This is a genomic window from Massilia sp. BGA-UO-ETr-WB1 (genome assembly GCF_059567845.1).
In genome coordinates this window covers 186339-202912 of sequence record NZ_JCAQOT010000025.1, presented here as the reverse complement: position 1 = coordinate 202912, position 16574 = coordinate 186339, and the positions used below count along the sequence as shown (strand labels likewise).

Below are 16574 nucleotides of genomic sequence, written 5' to 3'. Positions count from 1 at the left end.
CAACCAACCGGAGACTCACATGAAACGCCTGCTGCTGATTTCCCTGCTGTCCCTCACCGCCATCGCCACCACTTCGGCCCGCGCCGCCAACGGCGCCGGCGGCGGCGAATCGTCCGAACTGTCGCGCGCCTCGGAAGCGCTGTCCGGCGCGGCCGGCATTATCGTGCTGGGATCGATGTCGGCGGTGGCCGCGTCCGGCTACGTCGTCATCGCCAGCGTGGACGCGGCGGCCGATGGCAGCGTGGTGGTGCTGAAAGGCGCGTCCGACGCGGCCACCGCGTCGGTCAAGCTGAGCGCCAAGGCGGCCGAGGGCCTGTCGCGCGCGGTGGGCCAGGCGGTAACGGTGACGGCCATCTCCACCGGCTACGTGCTGGTCATGTCGGGCAAGGCCATCGCCTTCATTCCGAACGAGGTGGGGCAGGCGCTGATCCACCACAGCCGCGTGGGGCAATAATATGCGCCGCCTGCTCTTTTGCGCCGCCGCCGCGCTGGCCGGCCTGGCCCTGCTGGCGCCCGCCGCCCGCGCCGGCAACAGCTGCGAAGACAAGCCGCTGGAATTGCAATCGGTGGTCAAAGGCATGGACCTGGCGCTGCGCACCAGCCGCGCGCTGGACGACAGCGGCGCGCAGATCGCCTTCATCGCGCGCGCCGGGCAGGACCTGAGCAAATACCGGCTGCGCTACTCGCACATGGCGCTGGCGTGGCGCGACCAGGAGCGCGGCCGCTGGCTGGTGGTGCACGAGCTGAACGACTGCGGCAGCGCCACTTCGGCCCTGTTCAACGAAGGCCTGGGCAATTTCTTCCTCGACGATATGTTCCTGTACGAGGCGCAGCTGGTGATACCGGGCCAGGACGTGCAGGCGCGGCTGGCGCGCGTGCTGTCCACCAGCACGCCGCGCCGGCTGCACCAGAGCAGCTACAACATGCTGTCCTACGCCTACTCCACGCGCTACCAGAACTCCAACCAGTGGGTGCTGGAGAGCTACGCCGCCGCCAGCGCCGAACCGGGGCAGGTGGAAACCCGCGCCGAAGCGCAGGCCTGGCTGAAGCAGGCGGGCTTCCGGCCCATCACCGTCGAGATCCCGGCCATGACGCGCCTGGGCGCGCGCATGTTCCGCGCCAACGTGGCCTTCGACGACCACCCCTACGAGCGCCGCATGGCCGGCCAGATCGACACCGTGACAGTGGATTCGGTCGTGCGCTTCATCAAAGCGCAGGACAAGGAAGCACGTACGATCACGATACGTTGAGCACATCGACGGAGGCAGTCATGGAACTGATCATCGTGGGACTTTTCGCGGTGGCGCTGTATTTGATCGGGATGCCGGTCTATTGCATCGCAGCCGCCAGCCGCGCCAGCCGGCAGGCGGCCGACAACGACAGGGAAATTCTGCAATTGCGCCACCTCGTGGGCGAATTGCGGCTGCAGGTGCGCGAACTGACCGCTGAACGCGCGCAGCCCTCAAGCCCGCAGGCGCGGGAAGCCGCCGCGCCAGCTCCGGCACCCGCCGCCGCCACGCCCCCGCCCGCGCCGGTCGCGCCGGTCGCCGCCGCTGCCCCGGACGAGGCGCCAGCCGCATCCACCTCGCCCGCACCTGCGCTCCCGGCCCCGCCTGCGGTTCCGGCCTCCACGGCTGCCCCTGCCGCGCCTTCCGCCCCCAGCCCTGGCACACCCTCCTCGCCCCACGTGCCAAGCCATGGCGCGCCGCCGGCGTGGCTGGTGGCCGCGCGCGAATGGCTATTGGGCGGCAACATCGTCGCCAAGCTTGGCCTGCTGATCCTGTTCATGGGCGTGAGTTTCCTGCTCAAGTACGCCGCCGCCAATTTCAACACTCCCATCGAACTGTGCCTGGGCGCCGTGGCGCTGGCCGACCTGGCCCTGCTGGCCTGGGGCTGGCGCATCCGCGGCAGCCGGCCCGGCGTCAGCCTGCCCGTGCAAGGCACGGCGATTGCCGTGTTGATCCTGACCACCTTCGCCGCCTTCCGCATCTACCACCTGCTGCCCGCCACGCCGGCTTTTGCCCTGCTGACCATCTTCGTCGCCTTCGCCTGCATGCTGGCCGTGCTGCAAAACGCCGTCTGGCTGGCCGTGTTCGGCATCATCGGCGGCTTCGCGGCGCCGGTGCTGATCTCCACCGGCAGCGGCAACCACATTGCCCTGTTCAGCTACTGCGCCATCCTCAACGCCGGCATCCTCTACATCGCAACCAAGAAATCCTGGCGCGCCCTCAACGTGCTCGGCTTCGCGTGCACCTTCGTGCTCGCCACATCCTGGGGCGTGCTGCGCTACGCGCCGGAGCACTACCTGTCGGCCCAGCTGTTCCTCGGCCTGTTCCTGATGATGTACATCGCCATCGCCGTGTTCTACGCGCAGCGGCAAGCGCCGAAACTGGCGCACTACGTGGACGGCACGCTGGTGTTCGGCACGCCGCTGGCCGCCATCGGCCTGCAGCATGGCCTGGTGCAGCCCATGGAATTCGGCATGGCCTGGTCCGCCCTGGCCATGGGCCTGCTCTACACCGGCCTGGCCCTGGCGCTGTGGCGCCGCATGGGCGCAACGGGCCGCCTGCTGTGCGAATCCTTCCTTGCGCTCGGCGTGGTGTTCGGCACGCTGGCCCTGCCCTTCGCGCTGGACGGCCGCTGGACCGCCACCGCCTGGGCGCTGGAAGGCGCAGGCGTGGTGTGGGTGGGCCTGCGCCAGCAGCGCAAGCTGGCATGGACCTTCGGCCTGCTGGTGCAGGCCGCAGCCTGGATCGGCTTCCTCGGCGACATCATCGACCTCGATGCCGGCATCATGGTCAGTTCCAACATCTGGCTCGGCTTCCTGGTCCTGGCCGCCAGCACCTTCATCGCCGCAGTGCAATTGCGCGGCGCCGACAAAGCCGTCCCCGCCACCCTGCGCGACCCGCTCGCCACGCTGCTGCTGGCGGTGGCCGCCGCCTGGCTGCTGGCCGGCACCTGGTACGAAGTGGCCAGCCGCAGCAGCGGCGCCACGCAGCTCAACCTGCTCACCGCCAGCGCGCTGGTGGTGGCAGCCTTACTCGGCGTGATTGCCGCCCGCATGCGCTGGCGCATAGCCGGCTCATACACCGTGGCCGTGCAGCTCCTGGCCGCCGGCGTGTTCCTGTACCGCACGCGCTGGGACTGGCTGGACACCCGGGTGGGCCTGCTCGACGGCCCCTTCCTCAGCGCCGCCATGCTGGGCGCCGGCCTGTTCCTGTCCAGCCTGTCCTTCCACCGCCACGCCGGCCGCAGCGCGGACCAGGACGACCGCGCCTCACTCGCCCTCACGTCCGACGCGCTGCTGCCCGGCGTGGGGCTGGCCTGGTTCGGCATGGCGCTGGCGCCGCTGGCCGCCAGCCTGGCGGACCAATACTACCTGCGCCTCAACTTCCAAAGCATGCCGCGCACCTTCGATCTGCCGGCCATGCTGTCGTTCTACGCCATACTCGCCAGCCTGCTGGCCTTGCTGGCCCAGTATCTGGCGCGCCGGCTGGACTGGAGCGGCCTGCGCGCGCTGGCGGCGCCGGTATGGCTGGCGCAGGCCGGCATCGGCGCCGCCCTGCTGCTGGTGATGTACTTCACCGGCCACACGCCCGGCGCGCTGGCCTGGTGCGCCTACGCCACCGCCTGGGCCGCGTCCGAGTACACGCTGCGGGTGTGGACGCGCATGGCGTGGCCGCTGCCGCGGGCCGCACTGACCGCCCTGCACCTGCTACGCATCGCCGTGCCGTGGCTGATGATCTGGCCCGTGCTGAATCACGCCATCGCCGGCTGGCTGCTGGCGGGCGGCACCGAACAGCAAATCGGCATGCTGCTGGAAGGCTGGGAAGCCAGCGGCGGCTGGGCGCGCTACCTGCCCGCCTGGGGCATGATGGCCGCCACCGCCTTGCTGCTGCGCTGTCCGGCTGAAGCATGGCCGCTGCAGCCGCTGGCCGCCTGGCATCGCCGCTTCCTGCTGCCCGCAGCCGCCGTCTGGACCCTGCTGCTGGCCGCGCGCTGGAACCTGCTGTACAACGGCGCCATGGCGCCGCTGCCCTACCTGCCGCTGCTTAACCCGTTGGACCTGAGCACCGGCTTCGCCCTGCTGCTGGCTGCGGAGGCGTTTCGCCGGCACCGCTGCGCCGCGCAGCTCAAACTGGCCGCAGCAGGCGCGGGCTACGTGTGGTTCAACCTGATGCTGCTGCGTTCCGTATCGAACTACCTGGATGTGCCCTACCAGTTCCACGCGCTGATGGCGTCGCAGTTCGTGCAAGCGCTGCTTTCGCTGGTGTGGACCGTGAGCGCCATGGTGCTGATGCAGGCCGCGTCGCGGCGCGGCCTGCGCACGCTGTGGGGCGTTGGCGCGGCGCTGCTCGCAGTGGTGGTACTCAAGCTGTTCTCGGTGGACCTGTCCAACGCCGGCGGCATCGAGCGCATCGTGTCCTTCATCGGCGCCGGCTTGCTGATGGTGGCCATCGGCTACGTCGCCCCGCTGCCCCCTGCCGCCCCGCGCGCCGAGGTGGCGCGATGAGCGCCCTGCTGCGCCGCGCCGCCGCAGCGGCATTGTTGCTGGCCGGCGCCTGCCAGGCAGCCGCGCCGGCGGACAGCGCCGCCGGCTACAGCCACACCATGCCGGTCAGCGTGCAAAAGGACAGCGGCCTGGCTGCGCTGCGCCTGCCGCAGCAGGTCTACCTTGGCTCCCGCTCGCCAACGCTGGACGACCTGCGCGTGTTCGACCGCAACGGCGCTGCCGTGGCGTTCGCGCTGCTGGCGCCCCCGGCGCAAACGCGCACCACCGTGACCGATCTGCCGGTGCGCATCTTCCCGTTGAAATCCGCCGTGAGCACGGCCAGCGGCGCCGCAGGCTCGCGGCTGGACATCCGCACCGACGCCAGCGGCCGCCTGCTGTCGGTCGCCAGCAATCCGGCATCGCCAACCGCCGCCGCACAGGAAAGCCTGTCGCACCTGATACTGGAGATCGGCGCAGGAAAGGACGCGCGCGGCGATGCGCCACCGGTGTCCGCGCTACGCTTCGAATTGCCACCAGGGACAGCCAGCTACAGCGCGCAGCTCTGGCTCGAAACCAGCAGCGACCTGCAGCACTGGGAACCCGCCTGCGCCGCTGAACTGAGCTGGCTCTCGAACGCGGATGCGCAAACGCTGTCGAACAGCCGCATGGCGTTCCAGCCCACACAGTTCCGCTACGCGCGCCTCAGCTGGCGCAGCGGCACGCCGCTGGTGTTCGCGCGCATCGTGGCCGAAACAGAAAATACGGCCGACGCCAGCCCGCCCATGGAGACGATGACGCTGCAGCCCACGCTGGCAAAAAACAGCACGGATCTGGTCTACCGCAGCAGCATCGCGATCCCAACCGAGCGCCTCGGCATGCAGCTCGAGGCCGCGAACGCCGTCTTCCCGGCGACCTTGGGCCGCTACGAATCGGCGCCGGCCCGCCACCGCAGGCGCCAGCCCGAGTGGTACTTTGTTCCACTGCTGAGCACCACGTTCTACCGCATCAGCCAGGAAGGCGTGGAACGCAAGTCGGGCGACGCCGCCATCGCTGAAACGCACACCGAGACCTGGGTGGCCAAGAGCCGGCAAGCACCGGCGGCGCGGCCGGCGCTGCGGGTTTCCTGGACGCCGTCCACGCTGCTGCTGCTCGCCAACGGCAACGGCCCGTACCAGCTCGCCTTCGGCCGAGACGGCGCCCAACGCACTGCGCTGCAACCTTCCCAGCTCGCCCCCGGCTTCAGCGCCGACGAGCTGCGCGCCCTGCCGCATGCGCAAGCCGCCGTGCCCACGGCGCAAAGCTCCCCGGGCGCCGCTTCGCCCTCCGCAGCGCTCCCGCCGTCAACCATGCCGCATGAATCAGGCGCCACACAGCGCACCGTCGTCCTGTGGACGGTGCTGCTGGCCGGCATCGCCCTGCTGGCCTCCTTCGCCCGCACGCTGCTGCGCCAGATGAACGACAGCCAAGAGCCGAAGTAGGAAGCTGGCGCGAGGAATCAGGATTCCCTGACGGGCGCCAACCTGGACAACCAGCGCCGCTTGGCCTCTTCCGCACCGGAAGTGGCGCGCAGGTCATCGCGAGTAACTTCCGGGCCGCGTACCGTGACGGCACGCTGCAGAACCGCATCGGCATCGGCCAGCAATCCGCGCCGCTGCAGGCCGTGCAGGTAGGCTGAGGTACTCATCAGCAGCACATTGTCCGGCATGCGCCTAAGGAAATTGGTTTTGCGAAGCGCGGAATCTTCAAAGAGCAAGATGGCGGCATCTACTTGATTCAACAGTTCACGGGCCAGAACCTCGCCTGCGGCCAACTCGCCCCGGCCACGGCTGCGCAAATCCGGCCGCAGTGCAAGCAAAGCCAGAAACTCGTCGAACACCTCCGTTTCGCCGATCTCAACGCGATCCCGGTGCAGCGCGAGCCAGTCCATCACTTCGCGTGCACCCGGCTTGTCCGCATGGCTGACCACTTCGTACTCCACCATATCCGGCACGATCACGGGCACATTCAACAACAGCAGAGTATCCAACGCGTCCGCAATGGCCAGCGTGATGAGCGGCCCGGCGTCGGTCACGATCAGCGAGACTCTCATGTGAATATCTCCCCATGCAGTGCGCGTTGTGCCGGGCTAAAATCGGCTACGCTGTCCACACGCGGCAATGGCAGGCCGCGCTCGGCCAGCGCCGCGAGAATGTCGCCGCACCACAGGCCTGTGATCTCCTGCAGGGACAACTGGTCAAGCTCGCCTGCGGAATAGGCTTGCAGCAACGAATCCAACTTGGAAGCATCCATGGCGCGCTCCGGCGGCGGCGAAAATTTAACTATACGCCGGCGCGCCGCGCGCCGCTTTGATGCAAGTCACCGCGCCAGCGGCAGGCGGATCGTGATGGTGGTGCCTTCGTGGCCGGTGGCGATGGCGAGGCTGCCGCCGAAGGCGTCGGCGCGCTCGCGCATGCCGATGATGCCGATGCCGGCAGACGCTTGCGCCGGGTCATAGCCTTTGCCGTTGTCGGCGATATCGATCAGCAGCGCGCTGTCCTGTGGCGCTGCGGCGCGCCGCAGTGTGACCACTACGCGCGTGGCGCCGGCGTGCTTGACCACGTTGGACAGCGCTTCCTGCACCGTGCGGTAGGCGGAGATGGCGACCGCGCTGTCCAGCCTGGAGAAGTCGCCCTCGGCATGGAACTCGAAGCGGCAGCCGGCGCCGGCGCGGTCGTAGTGGCGCACCATTTCTTCGATCGCGCCCTGCAAGCCCAGCATGTCCAGCACCTCGGGCCGCAAGCGCCGCACCAGCGCGCGGCCGCTGTTGTACAAGCCCAGCGCCAGCTGGATCACGCCCTGCGCGCGGGTGGCGATTTCCTGCGCTTCGGCGCCCTGCTCCAGCTTGCGCGACAAGTCCACGATGCGCTGCGACTCCAGCCGCACCGCGATCAGCGTGGCGTTCAGCTCGTCGTGGATTTCCAGCGCGATGCTCTTGCGCTCCTCCTCCACCGCGCTGTTCACCTTGCGTATCAGGCGGCGCTTCTCGGCGTCGGCCTCGCGCAGCGCGCGGATGGAGGTGTTCAGCGAATGGTTGAACTGCTTCGCCAGCTGCCACGCCAGCAGTGCGCACACCAGCAGCCCCAGGCTGGCCACCAGCAGCGCGAAGTAGAAGCGGCCGGTCTGCTTGCGCAGCATGGCGGTGGAAGACATGGTCACCCGCACATGCCCCACTGTCTCCACCGTCATGCCTTCCGGGCCGGGCGCGCGGGTCTGCATGTTCATCCAGATCAGGCGCCGCAGGATGGGCGCCTCGTAATAGCCGGGCTCCGGCTGGCCGCCGCTGCGGCTGACGAATTGCAGCAAGGGCTTGCGCGCCTTGTCGAACAGCTCCACCTTGTGGATGCTGCTGTCCGACTGCAGCATGCGGCTGATGCTGGCCTTGAGTTCATCCAGCTTGCCGGCGGTGATGCTGTATTCGCTGCTGTCGGCCAGCACTTTGGCCACCAGCGGGCCGCGCTCGGCCAGTTCCTCGTGCACCTCGGTCAGGCGCGACTGCCAGGCGTACGCCACGAAGGTGACGAACATGTACGCCGCCGGCACGATGATGATGGACAGCAGCCGCGTGCGCACGCTCCAGCCGCGCCAGCCTTGCCAAAGCGCGAACGCCATTAGGGTTCAATCAGCCCGTGCTTGACGGCCAGCCGCGTGATCAGCGCCGGACGGTGCACGCCCAGCTTTTCCTTCACCGCCTGGCTGATATTGCTGATGGTCTTGGTCGATACGTCCAGCTTCTCGGCGATCTCCGCGTTGGTCCAGCCCTCGGCCATCAGCGTGAAGATCTCCAGCGCGCGCTCGTCGAGCTGCGCCTGCGGCGACTGCTCGCCCTGCACGGACAGCTGCGCCAGGCGCTCGGCGATCTGCGGCGGGAAGTACAGCCCGCCCTCGTGTGCGCGCCGCACCGCCGCCGCCAGGTCGGCCGGGTCGCAATCCTTGGTCAGGAAGGCGCGCCCGCCGAGGCGGTAGGTTTCCTTGATCAGGCTGTCCTGGTCGAACTGGCTCAGGAACACGATCTTCGCGGCCGGGGCCTGCGCCAGTACTTGCTTGGCAACGTCCATCCCGGTCAGCTCCTCGCCGAAGCGGATGTCGAGCACCAGCACGTCCGGCTGCACCGCCGCGAACTGCGCGATGGCGTCGGCCGGCGTGCGCGCCTGCCCCACCACTTCCATGCCATGGCTTTCCAGCGACATGGCGAAGCCCGTCATCACGATCGGATGGTCATCCGCCAGCAAAACCCGTATTTTCCGCTCCATTTCCATCCCATCGCAAAATTACTTCCATTGAGAGGAAGCATATCACACCTTTCACTTCCATAGAAATTGCTATCCAACTTCCTTTTAATGGAATAATATCCTTCCATAACCTAGCAATTCTAGGTTCCACACGAATACGGAGCGCACATGAAAAACGAAAAAAACCTGACTGGCATCACCGTTGTCGCGGCCCTGCATATCGCGCTGGCCGTGCTGGTCATGAGCAGTTCCAAGATCACCGTGTTCCGCCTGCCCGAGACCACGGTGGACCTGGTGCAGGACCTGAAAGAGCCGCCGCGCAAGGTGGAATACACCGACCTTCCGATCGACGCGCCGCGCCAGCCGGACATCTATGTGCCACCGGTACCGGACAATGTCCCGCAGCAGCCATCCAATGTCACCACCAAGCCGCTGACAGACCGCGCGCAGCCATCGGTGCCCGGCCCGGTGGCCGCGGCGGACACCGGCGGCGAGCGGCCCGCGCCGGCGAAGGGACCGGTGCACGTGGCCGCCGTGGTGGACGCGGCCAACTGCGCCAAGCCGGACTACCCCAAGAACGCGCTGCGCAACGGCGATTCCGGCGCCGTGACCCTGGCCCTGCTGATCGGCACCGACGGCCGCGTCGCCGATTCGAAGATTGAGAAATCCAGCGGCTTCCGCGACCTGGACCGCGCCGCGCAAGTGGGCCTGGGCCTGTGCAGGTTCAAGCCCGGCACCATCGACGGCGTGCCTCAGCAGTCCTGGACGCGCATGCAGTATGTGTGGAATCTGGACGAGTGAGTGCCGGGGCGGGAGTGACTATTGGATAGATTGTGAGGTCATGCAATCAAGTAAAATTGCCTGGTAGAAATTGCACCCGCGCTGTCCGCAATTCCACCCACCTATTCACTCCTCCCGGGATACATCATGAAAATCTACCAATCCGGCGTCCTGCTGGCCGCCGTGCTGGGCGCGTCCGCGCTGTCCGGCTGCGCAACCGAAAGTTCCCAGGCGCTGGCCGTGCCCACCGTAGCCAGTGCCGCGCGTCCGTACGCAGGCGTGCGCAGCCCTATCGCGGTGGGCAAGTTCGATAACCGCTCCAGCTTCATGCGCGGCATTTTCTCCGACGGCGTGGACCGTCTGGGCAGCCAGGCGAAGACCATCCTGATCTCGCACATGCAGCAAACCAACCGCTTCAACGTGCTGGACCGCGACAACCTGAACGAAATGAAGCAGGAAGCCGGCTTCAAGCAGCAGACCCAGAACATCAAGGGCGCCGACTTCATCGTCACCGGCGACGTGACCGAGTTCGGCCGCAAGGAAGTGGGCGACCATCAGCTGTTCGGCATCGCCGGACGCGGCAAGACGCAGGTGGCCTACGCCAAGGTCACCCTCAACGTGGTCAATATCGCCACCTCGGAAGTGGTGTACTCCAGCCAGGGCGCCGGCGAGTACAGCCTGTCCAACCGCGAAGTGCTGGGCTTTGGCGGCACCGCCAGCTACGACGCCACGCTGAACGGCAAGGTACTGGATCTGGCCGTGCGCCAGGCGGTGGACCAACTGGTGGCCGGCGTTGAAGCCGGCGCACTGACTGTCCGCAAATAAGGAGCGCGCATGAATCACACGATGACCAGGCGCGCCGCCGCCGTGCTGGCGCTGGCCGCCAGCGCCATGCTGACCGGCTGCGCTTCCGCGCCCAAGACCCTGTACCAGTGGGAAGGCTACCAGCCGCAGGTCTACCAGTACCTGAAAGGCGAAAGCCCGGAGCAGCAGATCGCCGCCATGGAGAAGGACCTGCAGCTCATCAGCGCCAAGGGCAATATGGTGCCGCCGGGCTTCCACGCGCACCTGGGCATGCTGTACTCGGTGGCCGGCACGCAGCAGCAGGTAATAACGGAGTTCGAAACGGAGAAAAAGCTGTTCCCGGAATCCGCCGCCTATATGGACTTCCTGCTCGGCAAAACGAAAAAAGGTGAAAAATTATGATGCGCCGATTCCTGAAACTGGCCGCCTGCCTGGCGCCGGCGGTGTTCTTCGTCGGCTGCGCCACGCAGAAGGCGCCGTATGACTACACCGCGTTCAAGGCCGCCAAGCCGCGCTCCATCGTGGTGCTGCCGCCGCTGAACAACTCGCCGGAAGTGAAAGCCACCAACAGCGTCTACGCGCAAGTGACGTATCCGCTGGCGGAAGCCGGCTACTATGTGCTGCCGGTAGCCGTGGTCGGCGAGACCTTCAAGCAGAACGGCCTGACCAACGCTGCCGATATCCACGCGGTCGACATCAAGAAGCTGGATGAGATCTTCGGCGCGGATGCCGCGCTGTATGTCACCATCTCCAATTACGGCGCCACCTACACGGTGCTCAACAGCGTGGTGGTGGTGTCGGTCGACGCCAAGCTGGTGGACGTCAAAACCGGCAACGTGCTGTGGACCGGCGCGGCCAGCGCTTCCAACAACGAAGGCGGCAACAGCGGCGGCGGTGGGCTAGTGGGCGCGCTGGTGGCGGCAGCGGTCAAGCAGATCATCAACAGCGTCAGCGACACCTCGCACCCGGTGGCGGGCGTGGCCAATGCGCGCCTGCTGACAGCCGGCCAGGCCAACGGCATCCTGTACGGTCCGCGTTCGGAACACTATCTGAAGCAATAAGCGCAATCCGTGCAGTAAGCGCGAAGCCGCAAGGCCTGCCGATCCGGCAGGCCTTTTTTTATCCGCCGGTCCGAATCCGCCGCATGCGCCGGAACAGCGGCCCTATCGCCAGCACCAGGATCACCATGCGCGACACGTGGAAGGCGGTGACGATGGGCACGCCGAGGTGCAGGGTCTGCGCCGTGAACGACATTTCGGCGATGCCGCCAGGCGAAGTGGCGAGGATGGCGGTGCCGGGGTTCAGGCCCGCCAGCTGCGCGAGCAGCAGGCCGAAGGCGGCGGCCAGCGCCAGCGCCAGCGCGCTGCAGGCGGCCACGCTGGCCAGGTAGCGCGGCGCGGTGTGCAGGAAGCCGGGCGTGAAGCGCGTGCCCAGCGAGATGCCGATGAACAGCTGGCCCGCCTTCACCATCCATTCCGGCAGGCGGCTCAGGTGGATGCCGAAGGCAGTCAGCAGCATGGCCGCCAGCAGCGGGCCTATCACCCATGCATTGGGCAGCTTGCCTTTCTTCAGCGCCAGCGCGGCGCCGCTGGTGAGCAGGACCAGCGCCAGCAGGCCCAGCGGCTGCACGTTGCGCGCGCCCGGCACGAACAAGTCGGTGCCCAGGCCCAGGCCGTGCCGGCCCCAGTACTGGATCGAGAACGGGATAATGCCGACCACCATCATGATGCGCAGGCTGTGCGCGGCGGCCACCCGTTCGACGTTGGCGCCGTGGTGTTCGCCCTGCACCGCCATTTCGGACGCGCCGCCGACGGCCATGGCGAAGAAAGCCGTGGTGCGGTCGGTGCGGGAGAGTTTGTGCAGCAGCCAGCCGCAGAAGCAGCCCAGCGCCAGCGCGAAGGCAACGGCGGCGGCGATCCAGCCCGCCTGCGCCGCCAGCACGGCCAGCACCGGCGCCGTGAAGTACAGGCCAAGCGCCGTGCCGATGGCCCACTGCCCCGCTTCGCGCACGCGCACCGGCACGCTGAGATCCAGGCCGCACAGGCGCAGCGCGGCGGTGGCGAACAGCGGTCCTATCATCCACGGCAGCGGCGTGTTCAGGTACACGCACAACAGCGCGGCAACCATGCCGGCCGCCAGCGCGGAGAGAAAGGCCCGCGCGGCTTTCACGCCGCTCAGAACACCCAGAGCCTATCGGCCGGCAGCTGCAGCCAGTAGCTGCCCGCGTCCAGTTTGTACTTCGAGTAGGCGCGCAGGCTGATGTCGCCGCTGGCGCTCTTGAACAGGCATTCCCAGCGGTCGCCCAGGTACATGCAGGTCAGCAGCGGGATCTCGAGGGCGTTGTCCACTTGCGCCGAACTGATCCGCACCTCCTCCACGCGGATCAGCGTGGCCGGTTCGGCCATGCCGGCGCCGCGCGCCGTGCCTTGCAGCCTGGCGCCGTTCACTTCCAGCGTCACCCTGGCGCCGTCGCGCGACAGCACCTTGCCCGGCAGGCGGTTGTTACTGCCCATGAACTCGGCCGTAAACAGCGTCTCCGGCGTTTCATACATGCTTTGCGGCGTGCCCTGCTGCTCGATCTTGCCGTTGTTGAGCAGCAGGATGCGGTCGGAAATCGCCATCGCCTCGGCCTGGTCGTGCGTCACCATCAGCGCCGACAGGCCCAGGCGCACGATCAGCTCGCGCAGGAAGGCGCGCGCCTCCTCGCGCAGCTTGGCGTCCAGGTTGGACAGCGGTTCGTCCAGCAGGATCACGGGCGGGTTGTACACCAGCGCGCGGGCGATCGCCACGCGCTGCTGCTGGCCGCCGGACATCTGGTGCGGATAGCGCTCGCCCAGGTGGCCCAGGCCGAGCTGCGTCAGCACCTCCATCACGCGCTCCTTGATCTCGGAGGCGCCCATCTTGCGCAGCTTCAGGCCGTAGGCCACGTTGTCGAACACGGTCTTGTGCGGCCACAGCGCGTAGGACTGGAACACCAGGCCAAGGTTGCGCTGCTCGGCCGGCATTTCGAACGATCTCGATCCGTCGAACATATTGCGGTCGCCGATGTGGATGGTGCCCAGCTTCGGGCTCTCCAGGCCGGCCACCGCGCGCAGCAAGGTGGTTTTGCCGCTGCCCGACGGTCCCAGCAGGGCAACCACTTCGCCCTTCTTCAGGTGCATCGACACGCCCTTGAGGATGGGGTTGGCGGTGGCGCCCTGGCCGTACTCCAGGTGCAGGTCGTTGACGCTTAATTCGTTCATGGCGAGGTCTCGTTTCATGATAGTTCTCTCAGCTCGTTTAGTTATGCGCTTAGTTGTGCAGCTTGACGCCGAAGCGCAGCGCAATGCCGAGGCCCACGGCCACCAGCGAAATGTTAATGAAGGACAGCGCCGCCACCAGGTCGGTCGAACCGCCCGCCCACAGCGACACCAGCATGGCGCCGATCACCTCGGTGCCCGGCGACAGCAGGTAGACGCCGGTCGAGTATTCGCGCTCGAAGATCAGGAACACCATCAGCCAGGCGCCGAACAGGCCGTACTTGATCAGCGGCAGGGTCACGTCGCGCGTCACCTGGCCGCGCTTGGCGCCCACGGCGCGCGCCGCCTCTTCCAGTTCCGGCCCCACCTGCAGCAGCGCGGTGGAGATCAGGCGCATGCCGTAGGCCAGCCACACCACCGAGTACGCCAGCCACACCGCGAAGATGGTGGAGCGCAGCGAGCGCAGCGCCGGCACCAGGTGCTCGCTCAGCCACAGGGCCAGGCCGTTGTCCATGCCCTTCAGCATGCCGTCCAGCCAGGACGGCACGAACAGGAACACCCACAGGAAGGCCAGGCCGGCCAGCAGGCCCGGCACGGCGCGCGGCACCAGCACGCTGTAGTCCAGCGCGCGGGTGATGCCGTCCGGCTTGCGGTGCATGGCCAGCGCGATGGCGCAGTAGCAGGCCACGGCCAGGCCGCCGCCGATCACGCCGATCAGCACCGTGTTGACGATGCCGCGTATCAGCGACGGTTCCGCCAGGATGTCGCGGAAGTGGTTCAGCGTCAGCACGTCGGCCAGGTGCACGCCCTCGCCCCAGTACTGCACGAAGGAGCGCAGCACGATGCCGGTCAGCGGCATGACGATGGTGAACAGCAGCCAGGCGGCCAGCAGGCCGAAGGCCAGCCATTTCCATTTACCGAGCGGCATGGCCTTGCTGCGCGCGCCCTTGCCCTTGATGGACACGTACTTGTTGGCCGACTTGAGCAGCCAGCGCTGTATCATCACCAGCGGCAGCGTCACCATCACCAGGCACACGGCGACGGCGGCCATCAGGTGGTAGGACGGGGTGCCAAGCTTGTTGGTCAGCTTGTACAGATAGGTCGGCAGCACCAGGTGGCCCTCGGGGTCGCCCAGCACCAGCACCAGGCCGAACACCTCGAAGCCGAGGAAGAACACCAGCACGCCGGCATAGGCCAGGGCCGGCATGATCATCGGCAGCGACACGTTCACCATCACTTGCAGCGGCGAGGCGCCGGCCACGCGGGCCGCCTCCTCCACGTCCGAGCCCAGGCTTTTCAGCGCGGACGAGGCGTACAGGTAGACGTGCGGCACGTGCGTCAGGCCGGCGATGATGACGATGCTGGTGAAGGAATAGATGTTCCACGGGACGAAGCCGAGCAGCTCCTTGGCCCAGGTGGAATAGAAGCCCACCGGCCCCATCGACACCACGTAACCGAAGCCCATCACCATCGGCGAAACGAAGATCGGCACCAGCAGCATGGGCGCAATCCAGCTCCGGCCCGGCAGGTCGGTGCGTATCATCAGGAAGGCCAGCGCGCCGCCCAGCGGCACGGCGATCAGGGTCAGGCCCGTGGCCAGCGTCAGGCCGTTCTTGAAGGCCATGGCGAAGTCGGGGTCGTCGATGATGAAACGGTACGCGTCCAGGCCGAGCACCTTGTCCGGCATGAAGAACGGCGCCGACAGGAAGCTCTGGTAGAAGATCAGGAACAGCGGCAGGAAGATGGCGATCGCGGTCAGCGTCACCACCACGCCGCGCGGCCAGTTCAAGCTTCGGCGGCCGCTGCCGCTGATGCTGGATGGGGTCAATGTTTGCATGATAGTGCCTCGGTTCTCAGCGTGCTGGGGTTACTTCTTGCCCGCGGTTTCTTTCCACTGCTTCAGGAAGGCCATGCGCTTGGCCGGCCCCAGGAACTGCAGCACGATCGGGTGCACCGGAACCGGCTTGACGTTGTCCTTGCCGATCTGCTTGATCAGGTCGGCCGAGGTGGTTTCACCGGCGACGTCGGCGCGGATCGCGTACAGCTTGGAGTCGTTGGCGATCACGGTCTGGCCGCGCTGCGACAGCATGAAGTCCAGCCACAGCTTGGCGGCGTTGACGTTCTTGGCGGCCTTGTTGATGAACACCACGCGCGACAGGATCAGCGTGTAGTCCTTCGGCAGCACCACGCCGATCGACGGGTCGGTCTTGGCGCGCACCAGCGCGTAGGAGCCCAGCACGTTGTAGCCGATCAGGTTCTCGCCCGAGGAAATGCGCTCCATCATGGTGCCGGTGGACGACTGCACGCGCACCTTGGCCACGCCGAAAGCGTTCTGCAGTTCGAGGAACTTCGGATTTTCGCGCGCATCCTGCGTCATGAACATGAAGCCGACGCCGGATTTTTCGATGTCGTAGGTGGTGACCTTGTCCTTGAACTTGGGCTGCTGGATCAGCTTGGCGAAATCGGCGTGCGTCTGCGGCACTTCCTTGGGATCCAACAGGCGCTTGTTGTAGACGATGGCGGCCGGCTCGAAGGTGGTGCCGTAAGCCTGGTCGTCCCACATGGCCCAGCCGGGGATCTTCGGCGCTTCCACCGATTTGTATTTCATCGCGTGGCCGTCCGAGGCCAGGCGCATCTGCAGGTCCATCGCGGAGGACCACACCACGTCGGCGGTGTTGCCGCCGGCGGCCGCTTCGGAGATGAAGCGGTTGTACACCTCGGTGGAATTCATGTCGTTGTACTCGACCGAAATGCCGGGGTACATGGCGCTGAATTCCTTGATCAGCGGCTGGGTCGCCTTGCTGTCGGTGGCGCCGTAGACCACCAGCTTGCCCTCCTTTTTCGCGCCGTCGATCAGCTTCTGGTAGTCGGCCGGGTAGCCGGCTGGTACTTGTGCAAATGCTGCGGACGCAACGAGGGAGGCCGCGACGGCCAGGGTCGATTTGATGAACATGTGAATCTCCAGTTAAGTTGGTTTTTTGTAGCTAGCTT

General features: G+C 67.0%; 16 protein-coding genes. 8 read left to right on the top strand and 8 right to left on the bottom strand.

What is annotated here, in order from left to right; all coding sequences use genetic code 11:
- Window positions 1-19 precede the first annotated feature (19 nt).
- From AC56DV_RS19055 to AC56DV_RS19040, 4 genes are read left to right on the top strand one after another with little or no spacing between them, the layout of a single operon-like run.
- On the top strand, window positions 20-454 hold the full coding sequence (locus AC56DV_RS19055; protein ID WP_496315815.1) for a hypothetical protein: 435 nt from the start codon (window positions 20-22) through the stop codon (window positions 452-454).
- A gap of 1 nt (window position 455) precedes the next feature.
- Window positions 456-1250, top strand: a complete 795-nt coding sequence (locus tag AC56DV_RS19050) for a DUF2145 domain-containing protein (protein ID WP_496315814.1) — start codon at window positions 456-458, stop codon at window positions 1248-1250.
- Between the two features lie 20 nt (window positions 1251-1270).
- Window positions 1271-4513: a DUF2339 domain-containing protein gene (locus tag AC56DV_RS19045; protein WP_496315813.1), complete on the top strand. Its 3243-nt coding sequence runs from the start codon at window positions 1271-1273 to the stop codon at window positions 4511-4513.
- Window positions 4510-5970 (top strand): DUF3999 family protein, encoded by a 1461-nt coding sequence (locus AC56DV_RS19040; protein ID WP_496315812.1) that lies wholly within the window; start codon window positions 4510-4512, stop codon window positions 5968-5970. Before AC56DV_RS19045 ends, AC56DV_RS19040 begins: the two co-directional genes overlap by 4 nt.
- A 17-nt stretch (window positions 5971-5987) precedes the next feature.
- Here the strand turns inward: AC56DV_RS19040 and AC56DV_RS19035 are convergent, their stop codons facing one another.
- The 4 genes from AC56DV_RS19035 to AC56DV_RS19020 form a co-directional block, all read right to left on the bottom strand.
- Window positions 5988-6581 carry a PIN domain-containing protein gene (locus AC56DV_RS19035; protein ID WP_496315811.1) on the bottom strand — a complete coding sequence of 198 codons (594 nt, stop codon included), beginning with the start codon at window positions 6579-6581 and terminating at the stop codon, window positions 5988-5990.
- Window positions 6578-6781: a hypothetical protein gene (locus AC56DV_RS19030; protein ID WP_496315810.1), complete on the bottom strand. Its 204-nt coding sequence runs from the start codon at window positions 6779-6781 to the stop codon at window positions 6578-6580. Before AC56DV_RS19030 ends, AC56DV_RS19035 begins: the two co-directional genes overlap by 4 nt.
- A gap of 66 nt (window positions 6782-6847) precedes the next feature.
- Window positions 6848-8140: a sensor histidine kinase gene (locus AC56DV_RS19025; protein WP_496315809.1), complete on the bottom strand. Its 1293-nt coding sequence runs from the start codon at window positions 8138-8140 to the stop codon at window positions 6848-6850.
- Window positions 8140-8781, bottom strand: coding sequence for a response regulator (locus AC56DV_RS19020; RefSeq protein WP_496315808.1), 642 nt, complete (start codon window positions 8779-8781; stop codon window positions 8140-8142). The genes AC56DV_RS19025 and AC56DV_RS19020 overlap by 1 nt, the downstream gene beginning before the upstream one ends.
- 147 nt (window positions 8782-8928) lie before the next feature.
- Between AC56DV_RS19020 and AC56DV_RS19015 the strand changes: the two genes are divergently transcribed.
- From AC56DV_RS19015 to AC56DV_RS19000, 4 genes are all read left to right on the top strand, one after another.
- Window positions 8929-9561 (top strand): energy transducer TonB, encoded by a 633-nt coding sequence (locus tag AC56DV_RS19015; RefSeq protein WP_496315807.1) that lies wholly within the window; start codon window positions 8929-8931, stop codon window positions 9559-9561.
- Between the two features lie 126 nt (window positions 9562-9687).
- Window positions 9688-10365: a CsgG/HfaB family protein gene (locus AC56DV_RS19010; protein WP_496315806.1), complete on the top strand. Its 678-nt coding sequence runs from the start codon at window positions 9688-9690 to the stop codon at window positions 10363-10365.
- 9 nt (window positions 10366-10374) lie between these two features.
- Window positions 10375-10746 carry a DUF4810 domain-containing protein gene (locus AC56DV_RS19005; protein WP_496315805.1) on the top strand — a complete coding sequence of 124 codons (372 nt, stop codon included), beginning with the start codon at window positions 10375-10377 and terminating at the stop codon, window positions 10744-10746.
- The gene (locus tag AC56DV_RS19000; RefSeq protein ID WP_496315804.1) at window positions 10743-11405 is read left to right on the top strand and encodes a DUF799 domain-containing protein; all 663 of its coding nucleotides are present in this window, start codon (window positions 10743-10745) and stop codon (window positions 11403-11405) included. Before AC56DV_RS19005 ends, AC56DV_RS19000 begins: the two co-directional genes overlap by 4 nt.
- Before the next feature lie 58 nt (window positions 11406-11463).
- On the opposite strand, the gene AC56DV_RS18995 is transcribed toward AC56DV_RS19000, so the two are convergent.
- From AC56DV_RS18995 to AC56DV_RS18980, 4 genes are read right to left on the bottom strand one after another with little or no spacing between them, the layout of a single operon-like run.
- Window positions 11464-12513: an AbrB family transcriptional regulator gene (locus tag AC56DV_RS18995; RefSeq protein ID WP_496315803.1), complete on the bottom strand. Its 1050-nt coding sequence runs from the start codon at window positions 12511-12513 to the stop codon at window positions 11464-11466.
- A 5-nt stretch (window positions 12514-12518) separates the two neighbouring features.
- Window positions 12519-13586, bottom strand: a complete 1068-nt coding sequence (locus AC56DV_RS18990; RefSeq protein WP_496316423.1) for an ABC transporter ATP-binding protein — start codon at window positions 13584-13586, stop codon at window positions 12519-12521.
- Between the two features lie 49 nt (window positions 13587-13635).
- Entirely contained in the window at window positions 13636-15420 is a 1785-nt protein-coding gene (locus AC56DV_RS18985) for an ABC transporter permease (RefSeq protein ID WP_496315802.1), read from the bottom strand.
- A 30-nt stretch (window positions 15421-15450) separates the two neighbouring features.
- On the bottom strand, window positions 15451-16536 hold the full coding sequence (locus tag AC56DV_RS18980) for an ABC transporter substrate-binding protein (protein ID WP_496315801.1): 1086 nt from the start codon (window positions 16534-16536) through the stop codon (window positions 15451-15453).
- Window positions 16537-16574 lie beyond the last annotated feature (38 nt).

Excerpts from the sequence above, each read along its gene's own strand:
- AC56DV_RS19055 (WP_496315815.1), top strand. The coding sequence starts at position 20 with ATGAAACGCCTGCTGCTGATTTCCCTGCTGTCCCTCACCGCCATCGCC.
- AC56DV_RS19050 (WP_496315814.1), top strand. The coding sequence starts at position 456 with ATGCGCCGCCTGCTCTTTTGCGCCGCCGCCGCGCTGGCCGGCCTGGCC.
- AC56DV_RS19045 (WP_496315813.1), top strand. The coding sequence starts at position 1,271 with ATGGAACTGATCATCGTGGGACTTTTCGCGGTGGCGCTGTATTTGATC.
- AC56DV_RS19040 (WP_496315812.1), top strand. The coding sequence starts at position 4,510 with ATGAGCGCCCTGCTGCGCCGCGCCGCCGCAGCGGCATTGTTGCTGGCC.
- AC56DV_RS19035 (WP_496315811.1), bottom strand. The coding sequence starts at position 6,581 with ATGAGAGTCTCGCTGATCGTGACCGACGCCGGGCCGCTCATCACGCTG.
- AC56DV_RS19030 (WP_496315810.1), bottom strand. The coding sequence starts at position 6,781 with ATGGATGCTTCCAAGTTGGATTCGTTGCTGCAAGCCTATTCCGCAGGC.
- AC56DV_RS19025 (WP_496315809.1), bottom strand. The coding sequence starts at position 8,140 with ATGGCGTTCGCGCTTTGGCAAGGCTGGCGCGGCTGGAGCGTGCGCACG.
- AC56DV_RS19020 (WP_496315808.1), bottom strand. The coding sequence starts at position 8,781 with ATGGAGCGGAAAATACGGGTTTTGCTGGCGGATGACCATCCGATCGTG.
- AC56DV_RS19015 (WP_496315807.1), top strand. The coding sequence starts at position 8,929 with ATGAAAAACGAAAAAAACCTGACTGGCATCACCGTTGTCGCGGCCCTG.
- AC56DV_RS19010 (WP_496315806.1), top strand. The coding sequence starts at position 9,688 with ATGAAAATCTACCAATCCGGCGTCCTGCTGGCCGCCGTGCTGGGCGCG.
- AC56DV_RS19005 (WP_496315805.1), top strand. The coding sequence starts at position 10,375 with ATGAATCACACGATGACCAGGCGCGCCGCCGCCGTGCTGGCGCTGGCC.
- AC56DV_RS19000 (WP_496315804.1), top strand. The coding sequence starts at position 10,743 with ATGATGCGCCGATTCCTGAAACTGGCCGCCTGCCTGGCGCCGGCGGTG.
- AC56DV_RS18990 (WP_496316423.1), bottom strand. The coding sequence starts at position 13,586 with ATGAACGAATTAAGCGTCAACGACCTGCACCTGGAGTACGGCCAGGGC.
- AC56DV_RS18985 (WP_496315802.1), bottom strand. The coding sequence starts at position 15,420 with ATGCAAACATTGACCCCATCCAGCATCAGCGGCAGCGGCCGCCGAAGC.
- AC56DV_RS18980 (WP_496315801.1), bottom strand. The coding sequence starts at position 16,536 with ATGTTCATCAAATCGACCCTGGCCGTCGCGGCCTCCCTCGTTGCGTCC.